Origin of the sequence: Novosphingobium subterraneum (assembly GCF_000807925.1) — a bacterium.
Lineage (GTDB): Bacteria > Pseudomonadota > Alphaproteobacteria > Sphingomonadales > Sphingomonadaceae > Novosphingobium > Novosphingobium subterraneum.
In genome coordinates, this window is sequence record NZ_JRVC01000022.1 from 24,403 (window position 1) to 43,411 (window position 19,009).

The following is a 19,009-nucleotide window of genomic DNA, read 5'->3' on the forward strand; positions in this document are numbered from 1 at the left end:
TTCAGAGCGGACGACTTGATCCGAAGAACAGCGCCTGGCTGATCGCGGTGCGCACGGTCTGCTCCTGGAAGGGCTTGGTGATGAGGTAGGTCGGCTCCGGACGATCGCCGGTAAGCAGGCGCTCGGGATAGGCGGTAATGAAAATGACCGGCACGGACCCGATGCGCAGGATGTCGTCCACGGCGTCAAGGCCCGAGCTGCCATCGGCCAACTGGATGTCGGCAAGCACCAGGCCGGGCTGTTCGCGCTGGACGATCTCAAGCGCCTGGGTGCGTGTAGCCGCCATGCCGCAAACATCGTGGCCGAGCGAGCGGACGAGGTCCTCGAGCTGCATCGAGATGAGCGGCTCGTCCTCGATGATGAGAACCGACGTGGCAGATTCGCGGTCGATCTCGGCAACGGCATCCTGAACCAGCAGTTCGACATCAGCCGGCTCGCGACCCATGATGAAGGCTGCTTCCTCGATGCTGAAGTCTTCCAGCGTGGTCAGCAGCAAGGCCTGGCGATTGGCGGGCGTCATGGCCGCAAGCCGTTCCTGCGCAGCGGCTTCATGATCTCCGAGCAAGCCGCTCGACCGGTCCACCGTGTCAACATAGGCCGTCGACCACACCCGATTGAACGCATGATAGAGCTGCGGACGCCCTTCGCCGATCATCGCACGCAGGGAGTCGTCAGCAAGCGCCGCTTCCAGAGTTGCGCGCACGAACGAATCGCCCGCGCTCTGGCTTCCCGTCAATGCGCGCGCGTAGCGGCGCAGATAAGGGAGTTGATTGGCAACCTTGGCACCCAGAGTCATTCGCACCCCTTCCCGGATAGTAACGTGCGATCAAACGCACCATAACGTCATCCGGTTCCCGATCGGGAACAAGAGGAAAAATGCGCTTACCCCGCCTGCGATGCGGGCAGCGTCTGCAATGTGGTAACGACCCAATCGGCAAGAAGGTCCGGCGAAGTGGGTTTGCGGAACTGGATGGCAAATCCGTGGCTGTCCGGCACCGATCCGGAATCCAGCCCGGAAGTGATGGCCACTGCGCAGCCCGCTTCATACAGGCGCGATGCAAGTTCCAGCGAGTTGCCGTCGGGAAGCTGCAGATCCAGCAACGCGACTGCCGGCAGGCCTCTCGCCACAAGGTCCGTTGCCGCTTCAATGGTGGAGGCAACAGCCACCGTAAGTCCGCGTTCCATCAAGGAATCTTCGATGGCCATGGCGACGAGAAGGCTGTCTTCGACAACGAGGACAAGATCCTGACCGTGTCTGACGGCAGCTTCGTTTTTCGGTTCCATCCGGGAACCCTAAGGCACATCACGGGAACAAACCCTGTCTTTTGACATAGCAGGTCCGGCGGACTGATGATGAAAGGCTTGGGTATGGGCAGGGACGATGCAGACTACGGCGCCGGGCGGGAAGTCGGCGCAATGGTGCAGGATCAAGGTGGAGGAGGGGGGTACTTGATGCTGAACGGAGGACAGCCGTGCCTGGCGTGCCCGCTGGCTGATTGCGAGGCTTTGCATCAGCCCCCGGCAGATGTCCGCCAGTGGATTGCCGCGTTCCGCCACGGTGAAATGCGCTTCACCCGGGGCGAGCAGGTTTTTGCACAGGGGACGCGGCCGACGTTCCTCTATACCGTGCTCTCGGGGGTCCTCATGCGGACACGCCTGCTTGAGGATGGCCGGCGCCAGATCATCAATTTCATGTTCCCGGGTGACTTTCTCGGGCTGCAGGCGGCACTCGATGCGGAAATGAGCCACACTGTCGAGGCGCTGACCAATGCCACCTTGTGCACTTTCGTACGCGAGAAGTTCTTCGATCTGGTTGCCCAGCAGCCAAGACTGTCGTTTGACCTGACCTGGCTTGCGGCCCACGAGGAAGCGGCGCTGGAGGAACACCTCGTCTCGCTCGGCCAGCGCAACGCGCGCGAGCGGATGGCAGCTCTGGCTGTGTTTCTTGTCCAGCGCGGCATCGATACGGGAATTGCTCCGGGCGGTGTCCTGACGCTGACGATTACGCAGGGGCAGATTGCCGATATGCTGGGGCTGTCGCTGGTGCATACCAACCGCACCTTGCAGACTCTCAGGCGCATGGGGCTGGTCGACTGGACCCTTTCGACCATCAGCGTTCCCGATATTGCCGCGGCAAAAGCCTACGCAAAGATCGATGGCAGCACATTTTCTTCGCGGCCTTATATCTAGCGACTGATTTTAAACGGAAAAAATTTTTTGAAGCTTTGGAACCGCCTTCAGGGACGCTCGTTTAGGGTATGTCACCGCCGAGACCCCCCCTCCCGTCCAAGCGGCTGGTGATACGATCCCGAAAGGTCCCCGATGGAAACGTCGGGGACCTTTTTTTGGTTGATCGGCCCCGGCTGCGCTCCCCGCGCGGCTGGGGCTTTCGTTTCCGAGGGTTGGGAGGAATTCGCTCAACCGGACTTATTGGCCAGCCAGGGCGCTCCGGATGCGGCCCAGAATGCCACGTGGCCGTTCCTGCTGTATCAAGGATACCAGTGCGGCAGTGCTGAAGGGCTTGGGCAGGACGCGGCCAAGCCCTGCGGCTGTATCGGGGATGGCTTCAGGCGTCGCGGTGGTGAAGATGATCAGCGGCGAGTTCTCGCCCAATTGAATGGCCAGTTCTGCCAAGGCCCAGCCATCGCCCCTGTCTGCAAGGTGCACGTCGAGGACCAGGATCGATGGAACAGACTGTTCCAGCTGCGCCATTGCCTCCGCAACGCTGGCGCAAGTCGTTACCGGTGCTGCACCCGCTTCGCCAAGAGCGTCGGCGATGTCCATGGCAACCAGGCCATCGTCTTCCACAACCAGAGCAGGACCAAGCGCACGGCCAGACTTTCGTCGCGCCGTCTTCTTGTTGTCCTGTGTCGTAGTCGGCACCGTCTGTCGCACCCTGATCTGACCTGTCTCGATGAACGCGGGCAGCCAAGCAGCGTTCCACCGCCCGTCCCGCCCGCCATGTTGACGGGCGCGAACAGGCCGGCAGGCTCAGACTAGAGGCTTGTCGTAAATCACGTAAGTCTTGTTGACGTGGCTGTCGATCGCTTCGGCGATGGCGTTCATCCCCTGATTGTCGTCGAGAATCCAGCCGATCTCCCCGCGCGAGGCGCCGTAGTCGCGCACCGAGTTGAGGCGGATCGCCTCGATCATCATGAAGGCCAACTGGCTTGCCAGGCGCGAGGCCTGGAGGCGCTTGCGCACACCCATCAGCGGCACGCGCATGGTGCGCACCCGCGGCTTGCGCAGCCACAGCAGCAGCTTGGCCCAGTTGAACGGGAACAGCTTTCCGCCCATCGGCTTCAGCACTTCGTTGAGATCGGGCAGTGTCATCATGAAGGCCACCGGCTCGCCCTCGTACTCGGCGATCATGATCAGGTCTTCGCGCACGATCGGCTTGAACTTCTTGCCGGCATACTTGATCTCGGTGTCGGTAAACGGGACAAAGCCCCAGTTGTCCGACCAGGCATCGTTGAGGATGTCGAGGATCAGCGCGGCTTCTGCATCGAACTTCGACTTGTCGACATTGCGGATGCGGATCTTGGCGTTCTTCTCGCCCGATTGGACAATGCGCTGGATCAGCGGCGGGAAGCCCTTGGTGATGTCGAGCTCGTAGGTATTGAGCGTCTTGGCCGGCTGGTAGCCCAAGGCCTTGATATAATCGTCATAGCGCTGCGGCTGGTGGCCCATCATCACTGTTGGTGGATGATCAAAGCCCATGGTCAACTGGCCCGGCTCTTCCCAGATCGACATCGACAAGGGCGCTAGCACGCGGGTCATGCCCTTTTCGCGCAGCCAGCCTTCAGCGCGGCCGATCAGTGCCTGCGCGACGGCCTCGTCCTCGGCCTCGAGCAGGCCCCAGTTCCCCGTGCCCGGCCCCATGCCCTGCCTGGGATCCATGGCGATCGCCAGATGATCGATGTGGGCGGAGATACGACCCACAACAGCGCTGCCCCGGCGAGCAAGGAACAGTTGCACGTCGGCATGTTCGAAGAACGGGTTCTTGCCGGGCGTGATCAGCTCTTCGGCTTCCATCCGCAGCGGCGGTACCCAGTTGGAGTCACCGGCATTGAGGCGATACGCAAGGTCGACGAAGGCCTTTCGGTCAGCCTTGCCGGAAACCGGTGTGATGATTACTTCGCCTTGAGCCACGATCTTGCCTTTGTTTGCGGATATGGGGTCGTTGCCGATGGGACTGCGGTCCCGACCGGCGCATTGTCAAGCCGCAGGGCGCGGTGTGGGGACGCCCAGAGGCTATTGCTTGGTGCAAAAAAAGCCGGCCTGAGCCGGTAGATACGGGTCATACTGGAATTTGTGGCATGATTGCGACCGATACGCTTGAAACTCCCCGCGACGTGGCTCCTGCCGGTGCCGAAGCTGCCAAGCTTCCCCGCGGCCTGGCAGGCACGCCTGACGACAAGGAAATGCTCCGCTCCGCCGTCGAATTGACGCGCGATATCGCGACCGCGCGGCCCGAGATCTACTGGCCCGACATGCTGGGCTCTGCAGCCCTTGGTTACGCCGCGCTGGCCGGCGCGATCCTGATCGGCAATCCGCCCGTCGCCGCGCTGTCCGGCGTGGTCGCGGCGCTCGCGCTCTACCGCGCCTTGCTGTTCATCCACGAACTCACCCACATCCACAAGAACGCGCTGCCGGGCTTCCGCTTTGCGTGGAACCTGCTGGTCGGCATCCCGATGCTGACGCCCTCGCTCATGTACGAAGGCGTCCACACGCTGCACCATGCGCGCACGCGCTATGGCACGGTCGAGGACCCTGAGTACCTGCCGCTCGCGCTGATGAAACCGTGGTCGCTGCCGCTGTTCGCGCTGGTCGCCCTGCTGCTGCCGATAGGTCTGCTGATCCGCTCGGCAATCCTCGTGCCGCTGGGGGCGGTCATCCCGCCACTGCGCCGCCTGGTGTGGGAGCGTGCCTCTGCGCTCTCGATCAACCCGGAATTTCGCCGGCGTCCGCCCGAAGGCGAGTTTGCGCGGCAGGTGTTCTGGCAGGAACTGGGTGCATCGGCCTGGGCGCTGTTCGTGTTGTGGTGGAGTGCGACGCATTCTTGGCGTCCGCTGCTTATCGGCATTGCAGTGATCTCGCTGACCGCGCTGCTCAACCAGATCCGTACGCTGGTGGCGCATCTGTGGGAGAACGAGGGCGAGGCCATGACCGTGACCGGCCAGTACCTCGATTCCGTCAACGTACCCCCGCCCGCCTGGCTGGCGCCGCTGTGGGCGCCGGTTGGTCTGCGCTACCACGCGCTGCACCACTTGCTGCCCTCGATGCCCTATCACTCGCTGGCCGAAGCGCACCGCCGGATCGTGGCGCACCTCGGCACTGGCTCGACGTATGAGAAGGGCAATTACAACGGCCTGCTGCCGCTTGTCGGCAGGCTGGCGCGCAGCACGATGATGCCGCGCTGAGTGGAAAGGCCACGCTGCCTCAGGCGGCGCGGCGGTTCCACGGCATCAGGCCAAGCAGCCTGGCCATGCCGCACCAGCCGGTTGCCCCGGCCATGAACAGGCCCGCACCGACGAATGCCGAAAGCGCGACGAAGCCCTGCGCCACGGTGAGCGAAAGCGCCACGCCGGCAAGGATCAGCAGCCCTGCGATCATCTGGACCTGCCGCATGATCTCGAGTGGCGCCTTGGCATCGGTCTTCACCGGCAGGCCGGCCGAGCGCCAGCCGTCAATGCCCCCTTCCAGAAGGTAGCCGGGACAGTCGGACACGGCGGCGAGCCGATCGGCGTTGGCAGCGGTGCGCATGCCCGAACGGCAATGCCAGATCACCGCAGGATGGCCGGATACCGGCTCCAGCGCCGACAGCGGCATGTTGGCCGCGCCCGGAATGCTCTGCCGGCGATGTTCGTCGGCGTCGCGGATGTCGATGAGCCGGGCGCCCTCGTCGAGCAGCGCCTTGGCTTGTGCAGGGGTGATGGTTGGAAGCGTCATGGCCTCCATATATTAGATATTACGAAAATTAGCAATATCTAATTCTAAGGTCTATTCCTCGGTCCGGATCAGCACCGTCTCGCCGATGAGGAAGAACAGGACGAACGGTGCCCACGCGGCCAGCAGCGGCGGGTAAGCGCCGAAATTGCCCATGGCCAAGGCCGCGTTGTCGAATACGAAGTAGGCGAAGCCCAGCGCCATGCCGATCACCGCGCGCACGAAGAGGTGTCCTGATCGCGCCAGGCCAAATGCTGCCACGGCACCGAGAAGAGGCATGAGCAGCGCTGAAAGCGGCCCAGAAAGCTTGTGCCACCACTTGCCATCAAGCTCGGTGGTGCGAAAGCCTGCCTCTCGGATGGCGGCGAGCGAACCCGATAGCTGGGTCAACGATTCCGCGTCGGCATCGACCCGGCTGATCGTGACCTGGACCGGTTCCACCGTCTTGGCAAAGACCTCGTCGCGGCCGATCGACGTCTTTCGGGCAGATTGTACATCGAACACAACAGGATCGCGGAATTTCCAGCCCGGATTGGCATAGGCCGCCGAGGGCGAAGTGACGATTTCGGTCACCATCCCGGTTGGGTCGCGGCGATACCAGCTGACTCCATCCATCCGCATAGACTTGCCTTCGCCGGCAACCGAGCGGGCGAACAGGATGTTCGGACCGTCCTGTAGCCAGACATTGGATTTGATCGCCGATTCCTGCGGGATCGGCCCGTATTCCACGTTCTGCCAGGCTTTGAGCGTAGCAGTCGACCGTGTGACGATGCGTTCGTTGAAACCGAAGGTCACCGCGGAGGTGACCGCCGCAACGAGAAACAGTGGTGCCAGCACCTGATGCGCGGAAAGGCCCGCCGCCTTCATCGCGATGACCTCGCTGTTCTGGTTCAGCGTCATCAGCGTGATGATCGTGGCCAGCAGCACCGAATAGGGCAGGAACCGGCTTATGAGTTGCGGCATGCGCAAGGACACATACGTCAGCAGCTCGCCCTGTCCGTTTCCGGGCGCTGCCAGCACCTTGCCGCTCTCGCTCAACAGGTCGAGCATTTGCAGGACCAGTACCAGCATCAGCAGCACGGCGACAATGCGCACCGCAAACATCTTCGCGATGTATTTCGCCAGAGTGCGCGACGGGAAGAATTCAAGCTGCATGGGCGGCATCTTCCTCGACAAGGGCAGGCTCATCGCGCAGCCGCTTGCGCTCGAACAGCTTGCGGATCGAACGCGAAACCTTGGCAAAGCCGGTTTCGAGGGCACCGATTGGCTGGCCACCGGGAACGTAGGCGATCTTCCAGTACATCCACAGGATCAGGGCTGAAAAGACCACGAACGGCCCCCAAAGGGCGAGCACTGGGTCGATCCGGCCAAGGCTGGCCACGTCCTGCCCGTACTGGTTGACCTTGTGATAGGCGACCACGAGCACGATCGACAGGAATACGCCCAGTGCCGAAGTCGACCGCTTGGGCGGAACCGCCAGCGCCACTGCCAGAAGCGGCAGCAGGAACATCATCACGACCTCGACCAGCCGATAATTCAGGCTGGCCTTCGACTGATTGCGAATCTCTTCGGAATAACGGTCGTTCCAGCCGATCTGCAGCAACTCGGGGAGAAAATACTCGCGGTCGGCATCGCCGCGCTGGCGGAACTGCTCGATCCTCGGCAGGTCGATCGGCAGATCGTGGCTGGCAAAGGTCAGCACGCGCGGCGAGGCAATGCCCGGTCCGTCCTGCACGATCTGACCGTCGGTCAGGCGCAGGATCACCGTGTCCGGGCTTTCCTTGTTCGCAAAGAAGCGTCCCTCTCGCGCCGAGATCACCATGACCTGCCCATTCGAGGTCTGCAGGCGGGCGAAAATGCCGCGCAGGTCACGGCCTTCGTCGCGGCTCGAATCGACGCGCAAGGCGGTGCGGTCCTGCAGCGAATTGAACTCGCCGACCTTGATCGACGCGCCTAGTGCGCCCGAGCGCAGCTCGAACTGGAGCTGTTCGTAGTAATAGCGCGATAGCGGCTGGAGATAGCTGACGATCAGCAGGTTCAGCGCCGCAAGCCCGATCGCGAACATGTAGGGCACGCGCAGCAGGCGGGTATAGGACAACCCGACCGCACGCATCACGTCGAGTTCGGAACTCATCGCCAGCTTGCGGAAAGCGAACAGGATGCCGAGCATCAGGCCGAGCGGGATGGCAAGGCTGGCATATTCCGGCAGCAGGTTCGCCAGCATCTTGAACACGACACTGACCGGTCCGCCCTCTGTCGCCACGAAGTCGAACAGCTTCAGCATCTTGTCGAGGATGAGCAGAGACGCGGCGAGGACGAACACCGACAGCATCGGCACGAATACGAGCCGGGCAATGTAGCGATCGGTGGCGGTAAGGAACTTCACGTGGCGGGTGCTGGCGTCTTTTCGTGGATCGATATTCGGCGGGGCCTGGGCCTTGCCCGAGTGGCTGCCGACAGGTGAACCAGCCATGAGCTTTTACGGACTAGCGCTTCGCACGGCTTCGTGGAAGGGAAAACCGGCGCGACTTTCGCAAGTCATAACGAAAGTTATGGAATTGCCTCGCTGAAAGTCATAGAAATAATGCCAGTGCCAGTGAGGGAAAGTTCGAAGATGTCGCATGAGCAAACCGGTAGTGCGTGGTTCGCAGGCTTTGCCGGCGGTCAACCCGATCCGGAAAGGTTGAGCGCGCTGGCGCGCTGGTGCGAGCAACTCGCCCCCACCGAACAGCGCAAGGGATTCGAGCGGGTTCTTCTCGAGATTGCTTCGCCGCACACCGAGGAAGAAGGCGGACGCCTGAATGCCGCGTTCGACTGGATCGGAGTCCTTGCTGATTCCGGCGCGTTCGAATCGGCCGCGGTGGCGCTGATCCCGCGTGATGCCATCTTCACTGGCGGGCGCCTCAAGGACGGTTCGTTCGTCGCGCAGGTGATTCTCGATGGCGGCGTCGGCGCGCATTCGCGTGAGGCCCAGAGCCTGGCCATGGCTTGGATCGCGGCGCTGCTGCGTGCGTTCGCCCGCCAGGCTGTGGAAACCGGAGCCTTGACGGCACACTGACGGCCTTCGCGATCTGGCGCTTTGCGTCAGGTCAGCGGTGGCTTTACGCCTTTTCCAGCGTGCATTGCAGCGGATGCTGGTTCTGCCGGGCGAAGTCCATCACCTGGTTCACCTTTGTCTCGGCGATCTCGTAGGGATAGACGCCGCAAACACCCACGCCGCGCTGATGGACGTGGAGCATCACACGCGTTGCCTGTTCCAGATCCATGTGGAAGAAGCGCTTCAGGACCATCACCACGAATTCCATCGGGGTGTAATCATCGTTCAGCATCAGCACCTTGAACTGGCTGGGCTTCTTCGGCTTGGCGCGGGTCTTGGTAGCGATGCCGACCTGATCGTCTCCGCCCGGACCACGTGTGTCGTCACCCTCTGCACAGCGCAGCGGAACGGACAGGTCCGGTTGATCGAAAGGTTCGGCTCTCATGATGCCTCGAATATCGCACTCACCGGCCCGCTTCACAAGGGGCACGAAGGGGATGGTGGCACGAGGATGGCGAATTGTGGCGCTGATACGACAGCACGACAGCATCAGAACGGCAAAAGGGCCGGCGGGAGAACCCGACCGGCCCTTTATCTTGTGGCTGGCAGCGCGGTTGGCTGCCGGTCAGGCTCAGGCGGCCTTCTTGATCTTTTCGACCGCGAGGCTGACGCGGGTCGAGATCGGCTGGAAGGCCTCGTTCGCGAGCTTCAGCATGGCTTCGCTGTTCTTCGAGCTGGCGGCAACCGCAGCGTCGAAGTTCTTGCGGAGCAGGGCTGACTGCTTCTCGAAGAATTCGGTAGGCGACTTGACCGTGGTCAGTTCCTTGACGTCAGCGGTCATCGCTTCGAAGACCGACTTGGTCTCGGCAACATAGCCCTTGGTCATTTCCTGAAGGCCCGAAGCCAGGATCTTGGTCGATTCGACCACGGCTTCGACGTTGCCCTTGGCAAACTCGCCGGCGTCGCCAAAGGCGGCCTTGGCCTTGTCCTGAGCGTCCTTGAATGCAGCGGTCATCTTTTCGGTCATTTCGGTGGTGGTAGCCATTGCGAACAGTTCCTTTCTGGGCGCCGCATTCTTGAGGGCGGCGCTTGTTTTCTTCACGCTTGGAATGGCGGTGAAAGGACGCTTGGCTGCGGGCTTCACCGCGGCCGTCGGAGCGGCCACCACGGGTGGCTTGGCCGGACGGGCCTTGGGGGCAGGCTTGGGAGCCTGACGAACGGGCTTCGCCTTTGCGACCTGGGGCTTGCGTGCCTTCGGTGCAACCAGCTCTGCCACGGCAGGTGCTTCGACCGGAGCAGCTTCAGCATCCACGACCGGCTTGGCAGCGGGCTTGGCCTTGCGCGGCCGCGAAGCCTTGGGCTTCTCGGCGGCAACCGGCTCGACAACTTCGATCTCGGCAGTTCCGGCGACGGCTTCGGGCGCGTCGGCCAGCGCGACGGGCACGTCCACCACGGGGGCGGAGGTTTCCGGGCTTTCCTTCGTTTCTTCAACCATCCTGGCGACTCCTGCTTGCGCACGGGACGGGTTGAACCGTCTCTTGCTGCACTGCACAAAATAGGAGTCGACCGCAAAATGTCAAGAAAATTGTGCGGTGCACAAATTCCGTATTTGACCAATTACCAATGCCGCGCGCCGTTAACGCTCAGCGGCTGCGGACATAGCGTCCCGGCGCATCCTCGATAACGCGGTCGCCCTTGCCACCCGGAATGCGCTTGCCCTTGGCGGCCACGCGCTTGGGTGCCTGTTCGGCCATCCACTCGATCCAGTCCGGCCACCAGCTGCCCTTGGTCTCCGTGGCGCCGGCCACGAACTCCTCCAAGCTCGCTGGATCATTGGGATTGAGCCAATACTGGTACTTGCCCGCTTCGGGCGGGTTCACCACCCCGGCAATGTGTCCCGAACCGGCCAGCACGAACTTCCACTTTCCAGACAGATGGCGCGTCAGTTTCCACACGCTGTTCGGCGGCGCAATATGATCCTCGCGGCCCGCCTGGATATAGCATGGCGTTGCAATGCGGCGCAGATCGACCGGCGTATCATCGACCACCATTGCATCCGGAATGATCAGGCGGTTGTCGCGATAGAGGTCGCAAAGATAGGCCTGATGCCACCGCGAGGGCAGGTTGGTCGTATCTCCGTTCCAGTGCAGCAGATCGAACGCCGGATAGTCCTCGCCCAGCAGGTAGTTGTTGACGACGTAGTTCCAGATCAGGTCCGTGCCGCGCAGCGCGTTGAACGTGGCCGCCATGTAGCGCCCATCGAGGTACCCGTCGGTGGACAGGCTTTGCAGCATCTTCAACTGCCCGTCGTCGATAAAGTTCTTGAGATCGCCTGCGTCCTCGAAATCGACCTGCGCGGTAAAGAACGTGGCGCTGGCAACCTTGTCGGCCTCGCCCCTGCGCGCCAGCACGGCCAGCGTGGCCGCCAGCGTGGTGCCGGCCACGCAATAGCCGATGGTGTGGACCGCCGGAACCTTGAGCCGCTCGCGCACATGATCGATAGCCTCGATCTGGGCGCGAACGTAATCGTCCCACATCACATCGGCCATGGAAGCATCGGCCGACTTCCAGGAAACCACGAACACCGTCAGCCCCTGCGCCACGGCCCAGCGAATGAAGCTCTTCTGCGGGTTGAGGTCGAGAATGTAGAAGCGGTTGATCCACGGCGGGAAGATCAGAAGTGGCGTCTCGAACACCTCGTCGGTCGTCGGCGTGTACTGGATCAACTGGAACAGCGGCGTTTCGTGCACCACCTTGCCCGGCGTGACCGCGATATTGCGGCCCAGTTCGAACGCATCGGGATCGGTGTGGGTGAGCTGCCCCTTGCGCAAGTCGTCGAGCAGGTGTTCGACACCCTTGACCAGGTTCTCGCCCTTGGTCTCCATCGTCCGCTCGATCACCACAGGATTGGTCAGCGGGAAGTTGGCCGGTGAAAGCGCATCGGTCACCACCTTGGTGGCAAAGCGCAGCTGCTCCTTGCGCTCGGGGCTGAGCCCTTGGGCCTCGTCGGCCATCTGCTGCAGCTTTTCCGACAGGAGCAGATAGGTCTGGTGGATCAGCGCGAAAGCGGGCTGTTCGTGCCAGCGCTTGTCCTTGAACCGCCGGTCCTGCCGCGGCAGCTGAGGGGGCGCGGCATTGCCGGTTCCGGCCGAGACGAACTGTCCCATGACCGAGGACCACAGCGCCACGCTTTCGTTCCACAGCTTCGCCTGTGTTTCCGCGTGCGCGATGGGCAATTGCCCGGCCATGGCCATGAACGTCTGCGTCCACTTGCCAATGTCGCCCAGGCGGCCCAGCATCGGTTCGACCTGACCGGCCTGCTCGGCGCTGAAATCGAGCCACATCTTCTGCAGCTTGGCAGCGGACATCGCCCAGTGCTGAAGATCGGCCGGATCGGTCGTAACGGCTTCGGCGCCGGGCACCAGCGGCGCGAACATCGCGCGCATCGCTTCGCCCTGCTGGCGGAACAGGTCTTCGAACACGACTGAATCCGCTGGCGAATCACCCAGGTTCTTGTTCGTCATCTTCCGTTCCCTGCCGTTACGTCATGGCCTTGTCTCAGCAGTCTATACACGCCGTGTGACAGCTTGTTAGCCTGCAGATGCATCCGCCGATCACGATCATGCTTCCATCGACAGCAAGGTTTCCACAACTGGGCAATTGGCGTAAGGGCTGCGCTGCGGCGATCCTGCCGCGCCTTTTCGACGAGTATTCAACCGTGGATGAAGAATTCTACCGCATGAAGCGCCTGCCGCCCTACGTCATTGCCGAAGTCAACGGCATGCGGGCCGCCGCGCGCGCCGCCGGTAGGGACATCATCGACCTCGGCATGGGCAACCCCGATCTCCCCCCGCCCAACCACGTGATCGAGAAGCTGTGCGAAGTGGCGCGCAAGCCCGACGCCCATGGCTATTCGGCCTCGTCCGGCATTCCGGGCGTGCGCAAGGCGCAGGCCAACTACTATGGACGCCGCTTCAACGTCGATCTCGACCCCGAGACTGAAGTGGTGATGACGATGGGCTCGAAGGAGGGCCTCGCCAGCCTTGCCACCGCCATCACCGCGCCCGGCGATGTCGTGCTCGCGCCGAACCCGAGCTATCCGATCCACACCTTCGGCTTCATCATTGCCGGGGCCACCATCCGGTCCGTGCCGACCACGCCGGACGAGCGCTATTGGGATTCGCTCGATCGCGCGATGAAGTACTCGGTGCCGCGCCCGTCGATCCTGATCGTCAACTACCCGTCGAACCCGACGGCCGAGACGGTCGACCTTGCCTTCTATGAACGCCTCGTCGCCTGGGCGAAGGAAAACAAGGTCTGGATCCTGTCCGACCTCGCCTATTCCGAGCTCTATTACGACGGCAATCCGACCCGCTCGATCCTCGAAGTGCCGGGCGCAAAGGACGTGGCGGTGGAGTTCACCTCGATGTCCAAGACCTTCTCGATGGCCGGCTGGCGCGTGGGCTTTGCCGTGGGCAACGCACGCCTGATCGCTGCGCTCAAGCGGGTGAAGTCCTACCTCGATTATGGCGCCTTCACGCCGATCCAGGCCGCGACTTGCGCCGCGCTGAACGGGCCGCAGGACATCGTCGTCAAGAACCGCGAGCTATACCAGAAGCGCCGCGACGTGATGGTCGAAGCCTTTGGCCGCGCCGGGTGGGAAATTCCCAGCCCCAAGGCCTCGATGTTCGCCTGGGCCCCGCTGCCGCCCGCGCTCAAGCATCTCGGCAGCCTCGAATTCTCGAAGCAACTGCTCACCCACGCCGAAGTCGCGGTCGCCCCGGGCGTCGGTTACGGCGAGGATGGCGAGGGCTTCGTGCGCATCGCCATGGTCGAGAACGAACAGCGCCTCCGCCAGGCCGCGCGTAACATCAAGCGCTACCTGCAGTCGATGGGCGTCAATTCGTCGGCTGCCTGACGCGCGATTGATCAGCATGACGACGCGGCCCTCTCCGCCTTTGCGGACGGGGCCGTTGCCGTTTCGCGCGATCCGTCAAATCAGGAAGCTGGACCGGGAGCGAGCGCTCGGGCACCTTGGCCCCGACGAACCAGAAAACGGATGCCAGCAATGAACTTCCACGACCGCGTCACCGTCACCATCGAGGATCACGTCGCCCACGTGCTGCTTGATCGCGCCGACAAGATGAACGCGCTCGACGATGCCATGTTCGAAGCGATCATCGCAGCCGGGCACCATCTCGGCCATGAGCGCGGCGTGCGCGCGGTGGTGCTTTCTGGCGCAGGTCGATCGTTCTGTGCGGGGCTTGATCTTTCCAGCATGGGCAACACCAGCCGATGGAAGGACGATGGCGAGGGCGGTGGTCTCACTGCCCGCACCCACGGCAACGCCAACCGCGCCCAGCAGGCGGCCATGGTCTGGCGCAAGCTGCCGATGCCGGTGATCGCGGCTGTCCACGGCGTATGCTTCGGCGGTGGCCTGCAGGTGGCGAGCGGTGCGGACATCCGCTTCATCGCGCCCGATGCGCGGCTGGCGGTGATGGAAGTGAAGTGGGGCCTCGTCCCCGACATGGCCGGATACGCCCTGTGGCGCGGCAATGTGCGCGACGACGTGCTGCGCGAACTGACCTATACCCACCGCGAGTTCAGCGGCGAGGAAGCGGTGCAGTTCGGCTTTGCCACCCATGTCAGCGCCGACCCGCTGGCCGATGCCATGGCTCTTGCCCGCACGATCGCATCGAAAAGCCCCACTGCCGTGCGCGGCGCCAAGCTGCTGTCCAACCGCACGCCCGACATGACCGTGGACGAAGTGCTGATGGCCGAATCCGTGGCCCAGCACGAGCTGATGTTTTCGAAGAATCAGCTGGAAGCCGTGCGTGCGGGCATGGAAAAGCGCGCCGGAGAATTTGTCGATCCGTAACAGCCTGCTAGGCGGCGTGGACAAATTCCACAGCGCCACGGCTGGAGGCAAAAACCGCCAGTTCAAGGAGGCAAGGAAGCGCAATATCGGGAATATTGCGCGACGAGCCGACGCCGAAATGGCGGTTTTTGGTCCAGCCCCGCAGGGGTTGACCTGTAAAAGGCCTTGGCAGCGTTGCTCGGCCTTGAAAGAGACCCACTCTTCCTGCGTCCTCGCGCCTCGCTAAGGCCTTCTACAGGGCAACCGTGGCGTTGTGGAATTTGTCCACGCCGCCTAGGTCTCGTAGGATGAAGGCCATCCATGATCCGTCCGGTGCTCTTGCCTCCGGTCTCGCCGCCATCCGCCAGCAGTTCCAGGTGCCCGAAGGCTTCCCGCCCGAAGTCCTCGCTGCGGCCGCACTGGCGGCGGCAAGGACACCGGGGCAAGAGCACGTGGATCGCACCGACGAGCCCTTCGTCACGCTCGATCCGGCAACGTCCACCGATCTTGATCAGGCCTTCCATATCGAAGCATCCGGCAACGACCTGATCCTCCACTACGCCATTGCCGACGTGGCCTGGTTCGTGGTCGATGGCGATCCGGTCGACGCTGAGGCGTGGAAGCGCGGCGAAACGCAGTATCTCCCCGATGGCAAGGCCGGGCTCTACCCGCCTGCCCTGGCCGAACGCGCCGCGAGCCTCCTGCCCGATGGCCCGCGCCCGGCCGTCGTGTTCACCGTTCGCCTCGGCGCCAATGGCCAGGCGCGGCTCGATGCCGCCCGCCGCGCTATGATCCGCAGCCAGGCCAAGCTCGCCTACGACAGCGTTCGCCCCGACCAGCTCCCTGCCGACTTCGCCCGGTTTGCCGAACGCATGAACGCCGCCGAAGCTGCGCGCGGCGCCGCCCGCGTCGATCCGCCGGAGCAGGAAGTCGAAGCGCTCGGGGGTGGACGCTACGCCCTGTCCTTCCGCCCCTTGCTTGCTTCGGAACGGGCCAACGCCACGCTCTCGCTTGCCGCAAACCTCGCCATTGCCGAAGCGTTGCACCAAGCAGGGACCGGCCTGTTCCGCGTCATGGCAGGCCCGACAGCAGCGGCAATGGCGCGTCTGCGCAGCACGGCGGCCGGTCTTGGCCTCGACTGGCCGGAACATGTCGACCTCAAGGCCCTCGAACGCACGCTCGACCAGCGCAATCCCGACCACGCCGCATTCATGCTCGCGGTGCGGCGCGCAGGTGGCGGCGCTGGCTATGCCCCGTGGATACCTGGTGTCACGCCATGGCACGAAGCCATCTCCGCCACTTACGCCCACGCGACTGCGCCCTTGCGCCGCCTCGCTGACCGCTACGTGATTCGCGCCGTGCTTGCCATCGCCAACGGCAAGGCCGTCGAGCTGGAAGTCGAAGCTGCGTTCCAGCGCCTCCCTGCGGTCATGGCCAAGGCCGAAGCGCTCTCCGGCCAGATCGAACGCGCAGTCATCGACCTTGCCGAGACAGTCATGCTCCAGGGGCGCGAGGGTGAGACCTTCCGCGCCTGCGTGACCGACACGGACGGCGATTCGGCGCGCGTGCAGCTGCTCGACATGCCCGTAGTGGCCCGCGCCCGCATTGCCGGTGCTGCGCCGGGCCAGCGCGTGGACCTGAGCCTTGCCGGTGTCGACAGCAAGCAGCGCCGTCTCCAGTTCGCGCCGGTAAGCTGACCCCTGCACAAGAACCGCTTGCGGCAGCGCGATCTTCCGGCTAACCGCGCCGAACCACGCAGCTCCTGCGATCGAGGCCCGATGGCGGAGTGGTTACGCACCGGATTGCAAATCCGTTTACGCCGGTTCGATTCCGGCTCGGGCCTCCAATATTATCCCTGCAAATCAGCAGTTTATGTGGAGGCGCAGCGCTGCCGCGCATTGCTCTGTGTTGATGCTAAAAACCGCCGAATCCCGCCGATTCCGCGCCCTTCCGGCTGCTCCATGCAACATGGATGCAACATGGATTAGTGCCGTGCACAGTTCCGTTCTATGTGTTTCTCATCACGGCGGAGTTGTTTCCCTTTGACTTCTAACGAGCGCCTTGATTCAAGAGCGTAACGTCTAACGTAGTCGTTAAGGGGAACTGCATTGGCAATGGCTTTGCCGCAACTCGATCGCGTTGTGATCGATATCGTCAACAATGCCGAAGAAACTCTTGAGCAGCATCTTGATTGCGATGTGCTCTACTACTTTGGTGAATTGCGGCGGGGGCTAATTACACCGTTCCGTGAAGCGATTGAGCGGATGGCTGCGCAGCCCACAAAGAGAGAGGCACTGGGTGTGTGCATGACCACCCCTGGCGGTGAAGCAGAGGCGGTCGAGAAGATGGTGCAGATCGCTCGCCACCACTACGATCAAGTTTACGCGATTGTTCCTCAATCCGCCATGTCGGCAGGCACAATTTTTTGTATGGCTTGCGACCGTATCTACATGGACTACTCGTCGTCCTTGGGGCCTATTGATCCACAAGTGCCCGACCGAGAAAACAAGTTTCTTGTCCCTGCGCTCGGCTATCTCGACAAAGTTGGAGAACTGATCGCCAAGAGTGCCAATGGAACTATCTCACCTGCGGAATTTGCGATCCTCCAAGCGCAGGATTTGGCAATGATTCGGTTCTATGAACAGGCGAGGGACCTCTCCATAAGTCTCTTGAAGCAGTGGCTCACGCGATACAAATTCAAAGACTGGACAGTGCATCGGACGAACAATGTCGGAGCACAGGTCACGCAGGCGGAGAAAGAGCAACGTGCCGAGGAAATCGCCAAGCTGCTCTCTGATAACGGCCATTGGCATTCACATGGACGTATGATTGGTATAGAGACATTACGGCAAACGCTGAGACTGCAAATTGACGATTTTGGCGAGAATGCAGCGCTGAGGGACGGGATACGGCAGTACTGTGATACGTTGTCAGACTACCTTGCGCGCGCAAACGCGGCATTCTACGTGCACAACCGCAACATTTGAAGGGTATAACATGTCGATTGAGACCGCGCTCCTCGCAGCGCTCGATACCCCAACAAACAATGCGGCGGCCGATCAGATTGGTCGCTTTCGGGAGTTCGAGCGTAAGCTCAAAGAGTCTGGCTTTGAAATTCAACGGCAGACCTTCAATATCCCGCTCATGGGGCGGGTGACGTCGGGCCACCATCAAATTTGACAGATGGTAGGAGCAGATACAGCGTCAATTTTTCACGGTGATTTTACCCATTCGCAAGCCTACCCACCAGTCGCCCATATCCTAGGGCTGAGAATGGTTTTACAAAGTTTCTCTCCAACTCGGTGAGAAAACGTGACCCAGCACACATACTTTGTGCGTCACTGCCCCGCACGCCCTGTTTCCTCAAACAGGGGGAAAACCATGATTCGCTTTCAGGTCGCCGCCGCAATGGCGCTAGTTGCAACGCCGTGCCTTGCTCAAACAGCCGCAGTCACCACACCCACCCCAGCCACCGCCGTTGTGCTGGCACCCGCGCCGACAAATGTGCTGCGCGCCGGGACAGAAATTCCGCTCATTACCCGTGAGGAACTGACGACCAAGAAAAAGCAGGTGCGTGTCGGGCAGCGCGTGCAGCTTGAAGTCGCCAGCAATGTGACTGCCAATGGGCTTACGATCGTGCCAGTCGGAACCCCGGCAGTCGGCGAAGTGACTGAGGTGCGCAACAAGGGAATGTGGGGCAAGTCGGGCTACATCGCCGTGCGGCTGCTCTCGATGCGCCTCGGAGATCGTCAGGTGCGCCTTAGCGGTACGTTTGACGACAAGGGCGTCACCGGAACTGGAGGCGTCGTTGCGTCGATTGCTCTTGTACCGCTGGCTGGCTTTTTCACCACCGGCACCAGTGCTAATATTCCCGCAGGATCAGGGACCAAGGGCTTCCTTGAAGAGGATATTGCATTTGTCCCGCCCGCACCCGCCGTTGCTGTAACGCCCGCAGCCGTCACAGGGCCAGTGACCAACTAACCACTTTGAGCCGGAGGGGAGATCATGAAGCGCAGAGACCTTCTCTCCGGCATTTTCGCGGGCATTGTTGTCGGATTGCCTGTCGAAGCTGATGCTAGGCGCGGCAAAAGGCGTAGACGGTCAGGCCGAGGAATGTCTGGCGGCACGCCATCACGCGGGACCGCTGATGACGGCGAGTGCCCTTG

At 62.4% G+C, this 19,009-nt stretch carries 19 protein-coding genes and 1 tRNA gene; 10 read left to right on the top strand and 10 right to left on the bottom strand.

From position 1 onward, the window contains the following. Position 1: 1 nt before the first annotated feature. Positions 2-796: a response regulator gene (locus NJ75_RS18195; RefSeq protein WP_039337064.1), complete on the bottom strand. Its 795-nt coding sequence runs from the start codon at positions 794-796 to the stop codon at positions 2-4. Positions 797-882: 86 nt separating this feature from the next. Continuing rightward, positions 883-1,284 carry a response regulator gene (locus tag NJ75_RS23465; RefSeq protein ID WP_052242631.1) on the bottom strand — a complete coding sequence of 134 codons (402 nt, stop codon included), beginning with the start codon at positions 1,282-1,284 and terminating at the stop codon, positions 883-885. Between the two features lie 168 nt (positions 1,285-1,452). On the opposite strand from NJ75_RS23465, the gene NJ75_RS18205 reads away from it, so the two are divergent. Further along, positions 1,453-2,190 (top strand): Crp/Fnr family transcriptional regulator, encoded by a 738-nt coding sequence (locus tag NJ75_RS18205; protein WP_052242632.1) that lies wholly within the window; start codon positions 1,453-1,455, stop codon positions 2,188-2,190. A gap of 237 nt (positions 2,191-2,427) precedes the next feature. Here NJ75_RS18205 and NJ75_RS18210 read toward each other — a convergent pair whose 3' ends face one another. Both NJ75_RS18210 and NJ75_RS18215 read right to left on the bottom strand, forming a co-directional pair. Continuing rightward, complete coding sequence (locus NJ75_RS18210) at positions 2,428-2,883, bottom strand: response regulator (RefSeq protein ID WP_052242633.1); 456 nt, start codon at positions 2,881-2,883, stop codon at positions 2,428-2,430. Between the two features lie 108 nt (positions 2,884-2,991). Continuing rightward, complete coding sequence (locus NJ75_RS18215) at positions 2,992-4,152, bottom strand: hypothetical protein (RefSeq protein WP_039337065.1); 1,161 nt, start codon at positions 4,150-4,152, stop codon at positions 2,992-2,994. Positions 4,153-4,319: 167 nt separating this feature from the next. On the opposite strand from NJ75_RS18215, the gene NJ75_RS18220 reads away from it, so the two are divergent. After that, entirely contained in the window at positions 4,320-5,423 is a 1,104-nt protein-coding gene (locus tag NJ75_RS18220; RefSeq protein WP_039337066.1) for a fatty acid desaturase family protein, read from the top strand. Positions 5,424-5,442: 19 nt separating this feature from the next. Here NJ75_RS18220 and NJ75_RS18225 read toward each other — a convergent pair whose 3' ends face one another. The 3 genes from NJ75_RS18225 to lptF are packed head-to-tail and all read right to left on the bottom strand — an operon-like array spanning position 5,443 to position 8,335. Beyond that, a complete protein-coding gene (locus NJ75_RS18225; RefSeq protein WP_039337275.1) occupies positions 5,443-5,952 on the bottom strand; it encodes a rhodanese family protein in 510 nt (169 codons plus the stop codon). A 51-nt stretch (positions 5,953-6,003) separates the two neighbouring features. Continuing rightward, entirely contained in the window at positions 6,004-7,104 is a 1,101-nt protein-coding gene (gene lptG, locus NJ75_RS18230) for an LPS export ABC transporter permease LptG (RefSeq protein WP_039337276.1), read from the bottom strand. Continuing rightward, positions 7,094-8,335 carry an LPS export ABC transporter permease LptF gene (gene lptF, locus NJ75_RS18235; protein ID WP_039337277.1) on the bottom strand — a complete coding sequence of 414 codons (1,242 nt, stop codon included), beginning with the start codon at positions 8,333-8,335 and terminating at the stop codon, positions 7,094-7,096. Before lptF ends, lptG begins: the two co-directional genes overlap by 11 nt. A 228-nt stretch (positions 8,336-8,563) precedes the next feature. On the opposite strand from lptF, the gene NJ75_RS18240 reads away from it, so the two are divergent. After that, entirely contained in the window at positions 8,564-9,007 is a 444-nt protein-coding gene (locus NJ75_RS18240) for a hypothetical protein (protein ID WP_039337068.1), read from the top strand. A 43-nt stretch (positions 9,008-9,050) separates the two neighbouring features. Here the strand turns inward: NJ75_RS18240 and clpS are convergent, their stop codons facing one another. The 3 genes from clpS to NJ75_RS18255 all read right to left on the bottom strand — a co-directional run bounded on the left by clpS (position 9,051) and on the right by NJ75_RS18255 (position 12,510). Further along, positions 9,051-9,431 (bottom strand): ATP-dependent Clp protease adapter ClpS, encoded by a 381-nt coding sequence (clpS, locus tag NJ75_RS18245; protein WP_230487749.1) that lies wholly within the window; start codon positions 9,429-9,431, stop codon positions 9,051-9,053. 186 nt (positions 9,432-9,617) lie between these two features. Then, on the bottom strand, positions 9,618-10,481 hold the full coding sequence (locus tag NJ75_RS18250) for a phasin family protein (protein WP_039337069.1): 864 nt from the start codon (positions 10,479-10,481) through the stop codon (positions 9,618-9,620). A 148-nt stretch (positions 10,482-10,629) separates the two neighbouring features. Next, a complete protein-coding gene (locus NJ75_RS18255; RefSeq protein WP_039337070.1) occupies positions 10,630-12,510 on the bottom strand; it encodes a PHA/PHB synthase family protein in 1,881 nt (626 codons plus the stop codon). A 194-nt stretch (positions 12,511-12,704) separates the two neighbouring features. On the opposite strand from NJ75_RS18255, the gene NJ75_RS18260 reads away from it, so the two are divergent. The 7 genes from NJ75_RS18260 to NJ75_RS18290 all read left to right on the top strand — a co-directional run bounded on the left by NJ75_RS18260 (position 12,705) and on the right by NJ75_RS18290 (position 18,824). Further along, the gene (locus NJ75_RS18260) at positions 12,705-13,904 is read left to right on the top strand and encodes an LL-diaminopimelate aminotransferase (protein ID WP_039337282.1); all 1,200 of its coding nucleotides are present in this window, start codon (positions 12,705-12,707) and stop codon (positions 13,902-13,904) included. Positions 13,905-14,045: 141 nt separating this feature from the next. Then, positions 14,046-14,864 (top strand): crotonase/enoyl-CoA hydratase family protein, encoded by an 819-nt coding sequence (locus tag NJ75_RS18265; RefSeq protein WP_039337071.1) that lies wholly within the window; start codon positions 14,046-14,048, stop codon positions 14,862-14,864. A gap of 287 nt (positions 14,865-15,151) precedes the next feature. Next, positions 15,152-16,540: an RNB domain-containing ribonuclease gene (locus tag NJ75_RS18270; protein WP_039337072.1), complete on the top strand. Its 1,389-nt coding sequence runs from the start codon at positions 15,152-15,154 to the stop codon at positions 16,538-16,540. 75 nt (positions 16,541-16,615) lie between these two features. Further along, positions 16,616-16,689 (top strand) — tRNA-Cys (locus NJ75_RS18275). A gap of 268 nt (positions 16,690-16,957) precedes the next feature. Next, on the top strand, positions 16,958-17,830 hold the full coding sequence (locus NJ75_RS18280; RefSeq protein WP_039337073.1) for an SDH family Clp fold serine proteinase: 873 nt from the start codon (positions 16,958-16,960) through the stop codon (positions 17,828-17,830). A 10-nt stretch (positions 17,831-17,840) separates the two neighbouring features. Then, complete coding sequence (locus NJ75_RS18285; RefSeq protein WP_039337074.1) at positions 17,841-18,023, top strand: hypothetical protein; 183 nt, start codon at positions 17,841-17,843, stop codon at positions 18,021-18,023. A gap of 201 nt (positions 18,024-18,224) precedes the next feature. Further along, entirely contained in the window at positions 18,225-18,824 is a 600-nt protein-coding gene (locus NJ75_RS18290) for a hypothetical protein (RefSeq protein WP_039337075.1), read from the top strand. The last annotated feature ends 185 nt before the right edge of the window (positions 18,825-19,009 follow it).

What these genes read in the sequence shown, in the direction of transcription:
- NJ75_RS18195 (WP_039337064.1), bottom strand. Translation starts at nt 796, where the DNA reads ATGACTCTGGGTGCCAAGGTTGCCAATCAACTCCCTTATCTGCGCCGC.
- NJ75_RS18220 (WP_039337066.1), top strand. Translation starts at nt 4,320, where the DNA reads ATGATTGCGACCGATACGCTTGAAACTCCCCGCGACGTGGCTCCTGCC.
- NJ75_RS18265 (WP_039337071.1), top strand. Translation starts at nt 14,046, where the DNA reads ATGCCAGCAATGAACTTCCACGACCGCGTCACCGTCACCATCGAGGAT.
- lptG (WP_039337276.1), bottom strand. Translation starts at nt 7,104, where the DNA reads ATGCAGCTTGAATTCTTCCCGTCGCGCACTCTGGCGAAATACATCGCG.
- clpS (WP_230487749.1), bottom strand. Translation starts at nt 9,431, where the DNA reads ATGAGAGCCGAACCTTTCGATCAACCGGACCTGTCCGTTCCGCTGCGC.
- NJ75_RS18225 (WP_039337275.1), bottom strand. Translation starts at nt 5,952, where the DNA reads ATGACGCTTCCAACCATCACCCCTGCACAAGCCAAGGCGCTGCTCGAC.
- NJ75_RS18205 (WP_052242632.1), top strand. Translation starts at nt 1,453, where the DNA reads ATGCTGAACGGAGGACAGCCGTGCCTGGCGTGCCCGCTGGCTGATTGC.
- NJ75_RS18270 (WP_039337072.1), top strand. Translation starts at nt 15,152, where the DNA reads ATGAAGGCCATCCATGATCCGTCCGGTGCTCTTGCCTCCGGTCTCGCC.
- NJ75_RS18290 (WP_039337075.1), top strand. Translation starts at nt 18,225, where the DNA reads ATGATTCGCTTTCAGGTCGCCGCCGCAATGGCGCTAGTTGCAACGCCG.
- NJ75_RS18280 (WP_039337073.1), top strand. Translation starts at nt 16,958, where the DNA reads ATGGCTTTGCCGCAACTCGATCGCGTTGTGATCGATATCGTCAACAAT.
- NJ75_RS23465 (WP_052242631.1), bottom strand. Translation starts at nt 1,284, where the DNA reads ATGGAACCGAAAAACGAAGCTGCCGTCAGACACGGTCAGGATCTTGTC.
- NJ75_RS18250 (WP_039337069.1), bottom strand. Translation starts at nt 10,481, where the DNA reads ATGGTTGAAGAAACGAAGGAAAGCCCGGAAACCTCCGCCCCCGTGGTG.
- NJ75_RS18240 (WP_039337068.1), top strand. Translation starts at nt 8,564, where the DNA reads ATGTCGCATGAGCAAACCGGTAGTGCGTGGTTCGCAGGCTTTGCCGGC.
- NJ75_RS18285 (WP_039337074.1), top strand. Translation starts at nt 17,841, where the DNA reads ATGTCGATTGAGACCGCGCTCCTCGCAGCGCTCGATACCCCAACAAAC.
- NJ75_RS18255 (WP_039337070.1), bottom strand. Translation starts at nt 12,510, where the DNA reads ATGACGAACAAGAACCTGGGTGATTCGCCAGCGGATTCAGTCGTGTTC.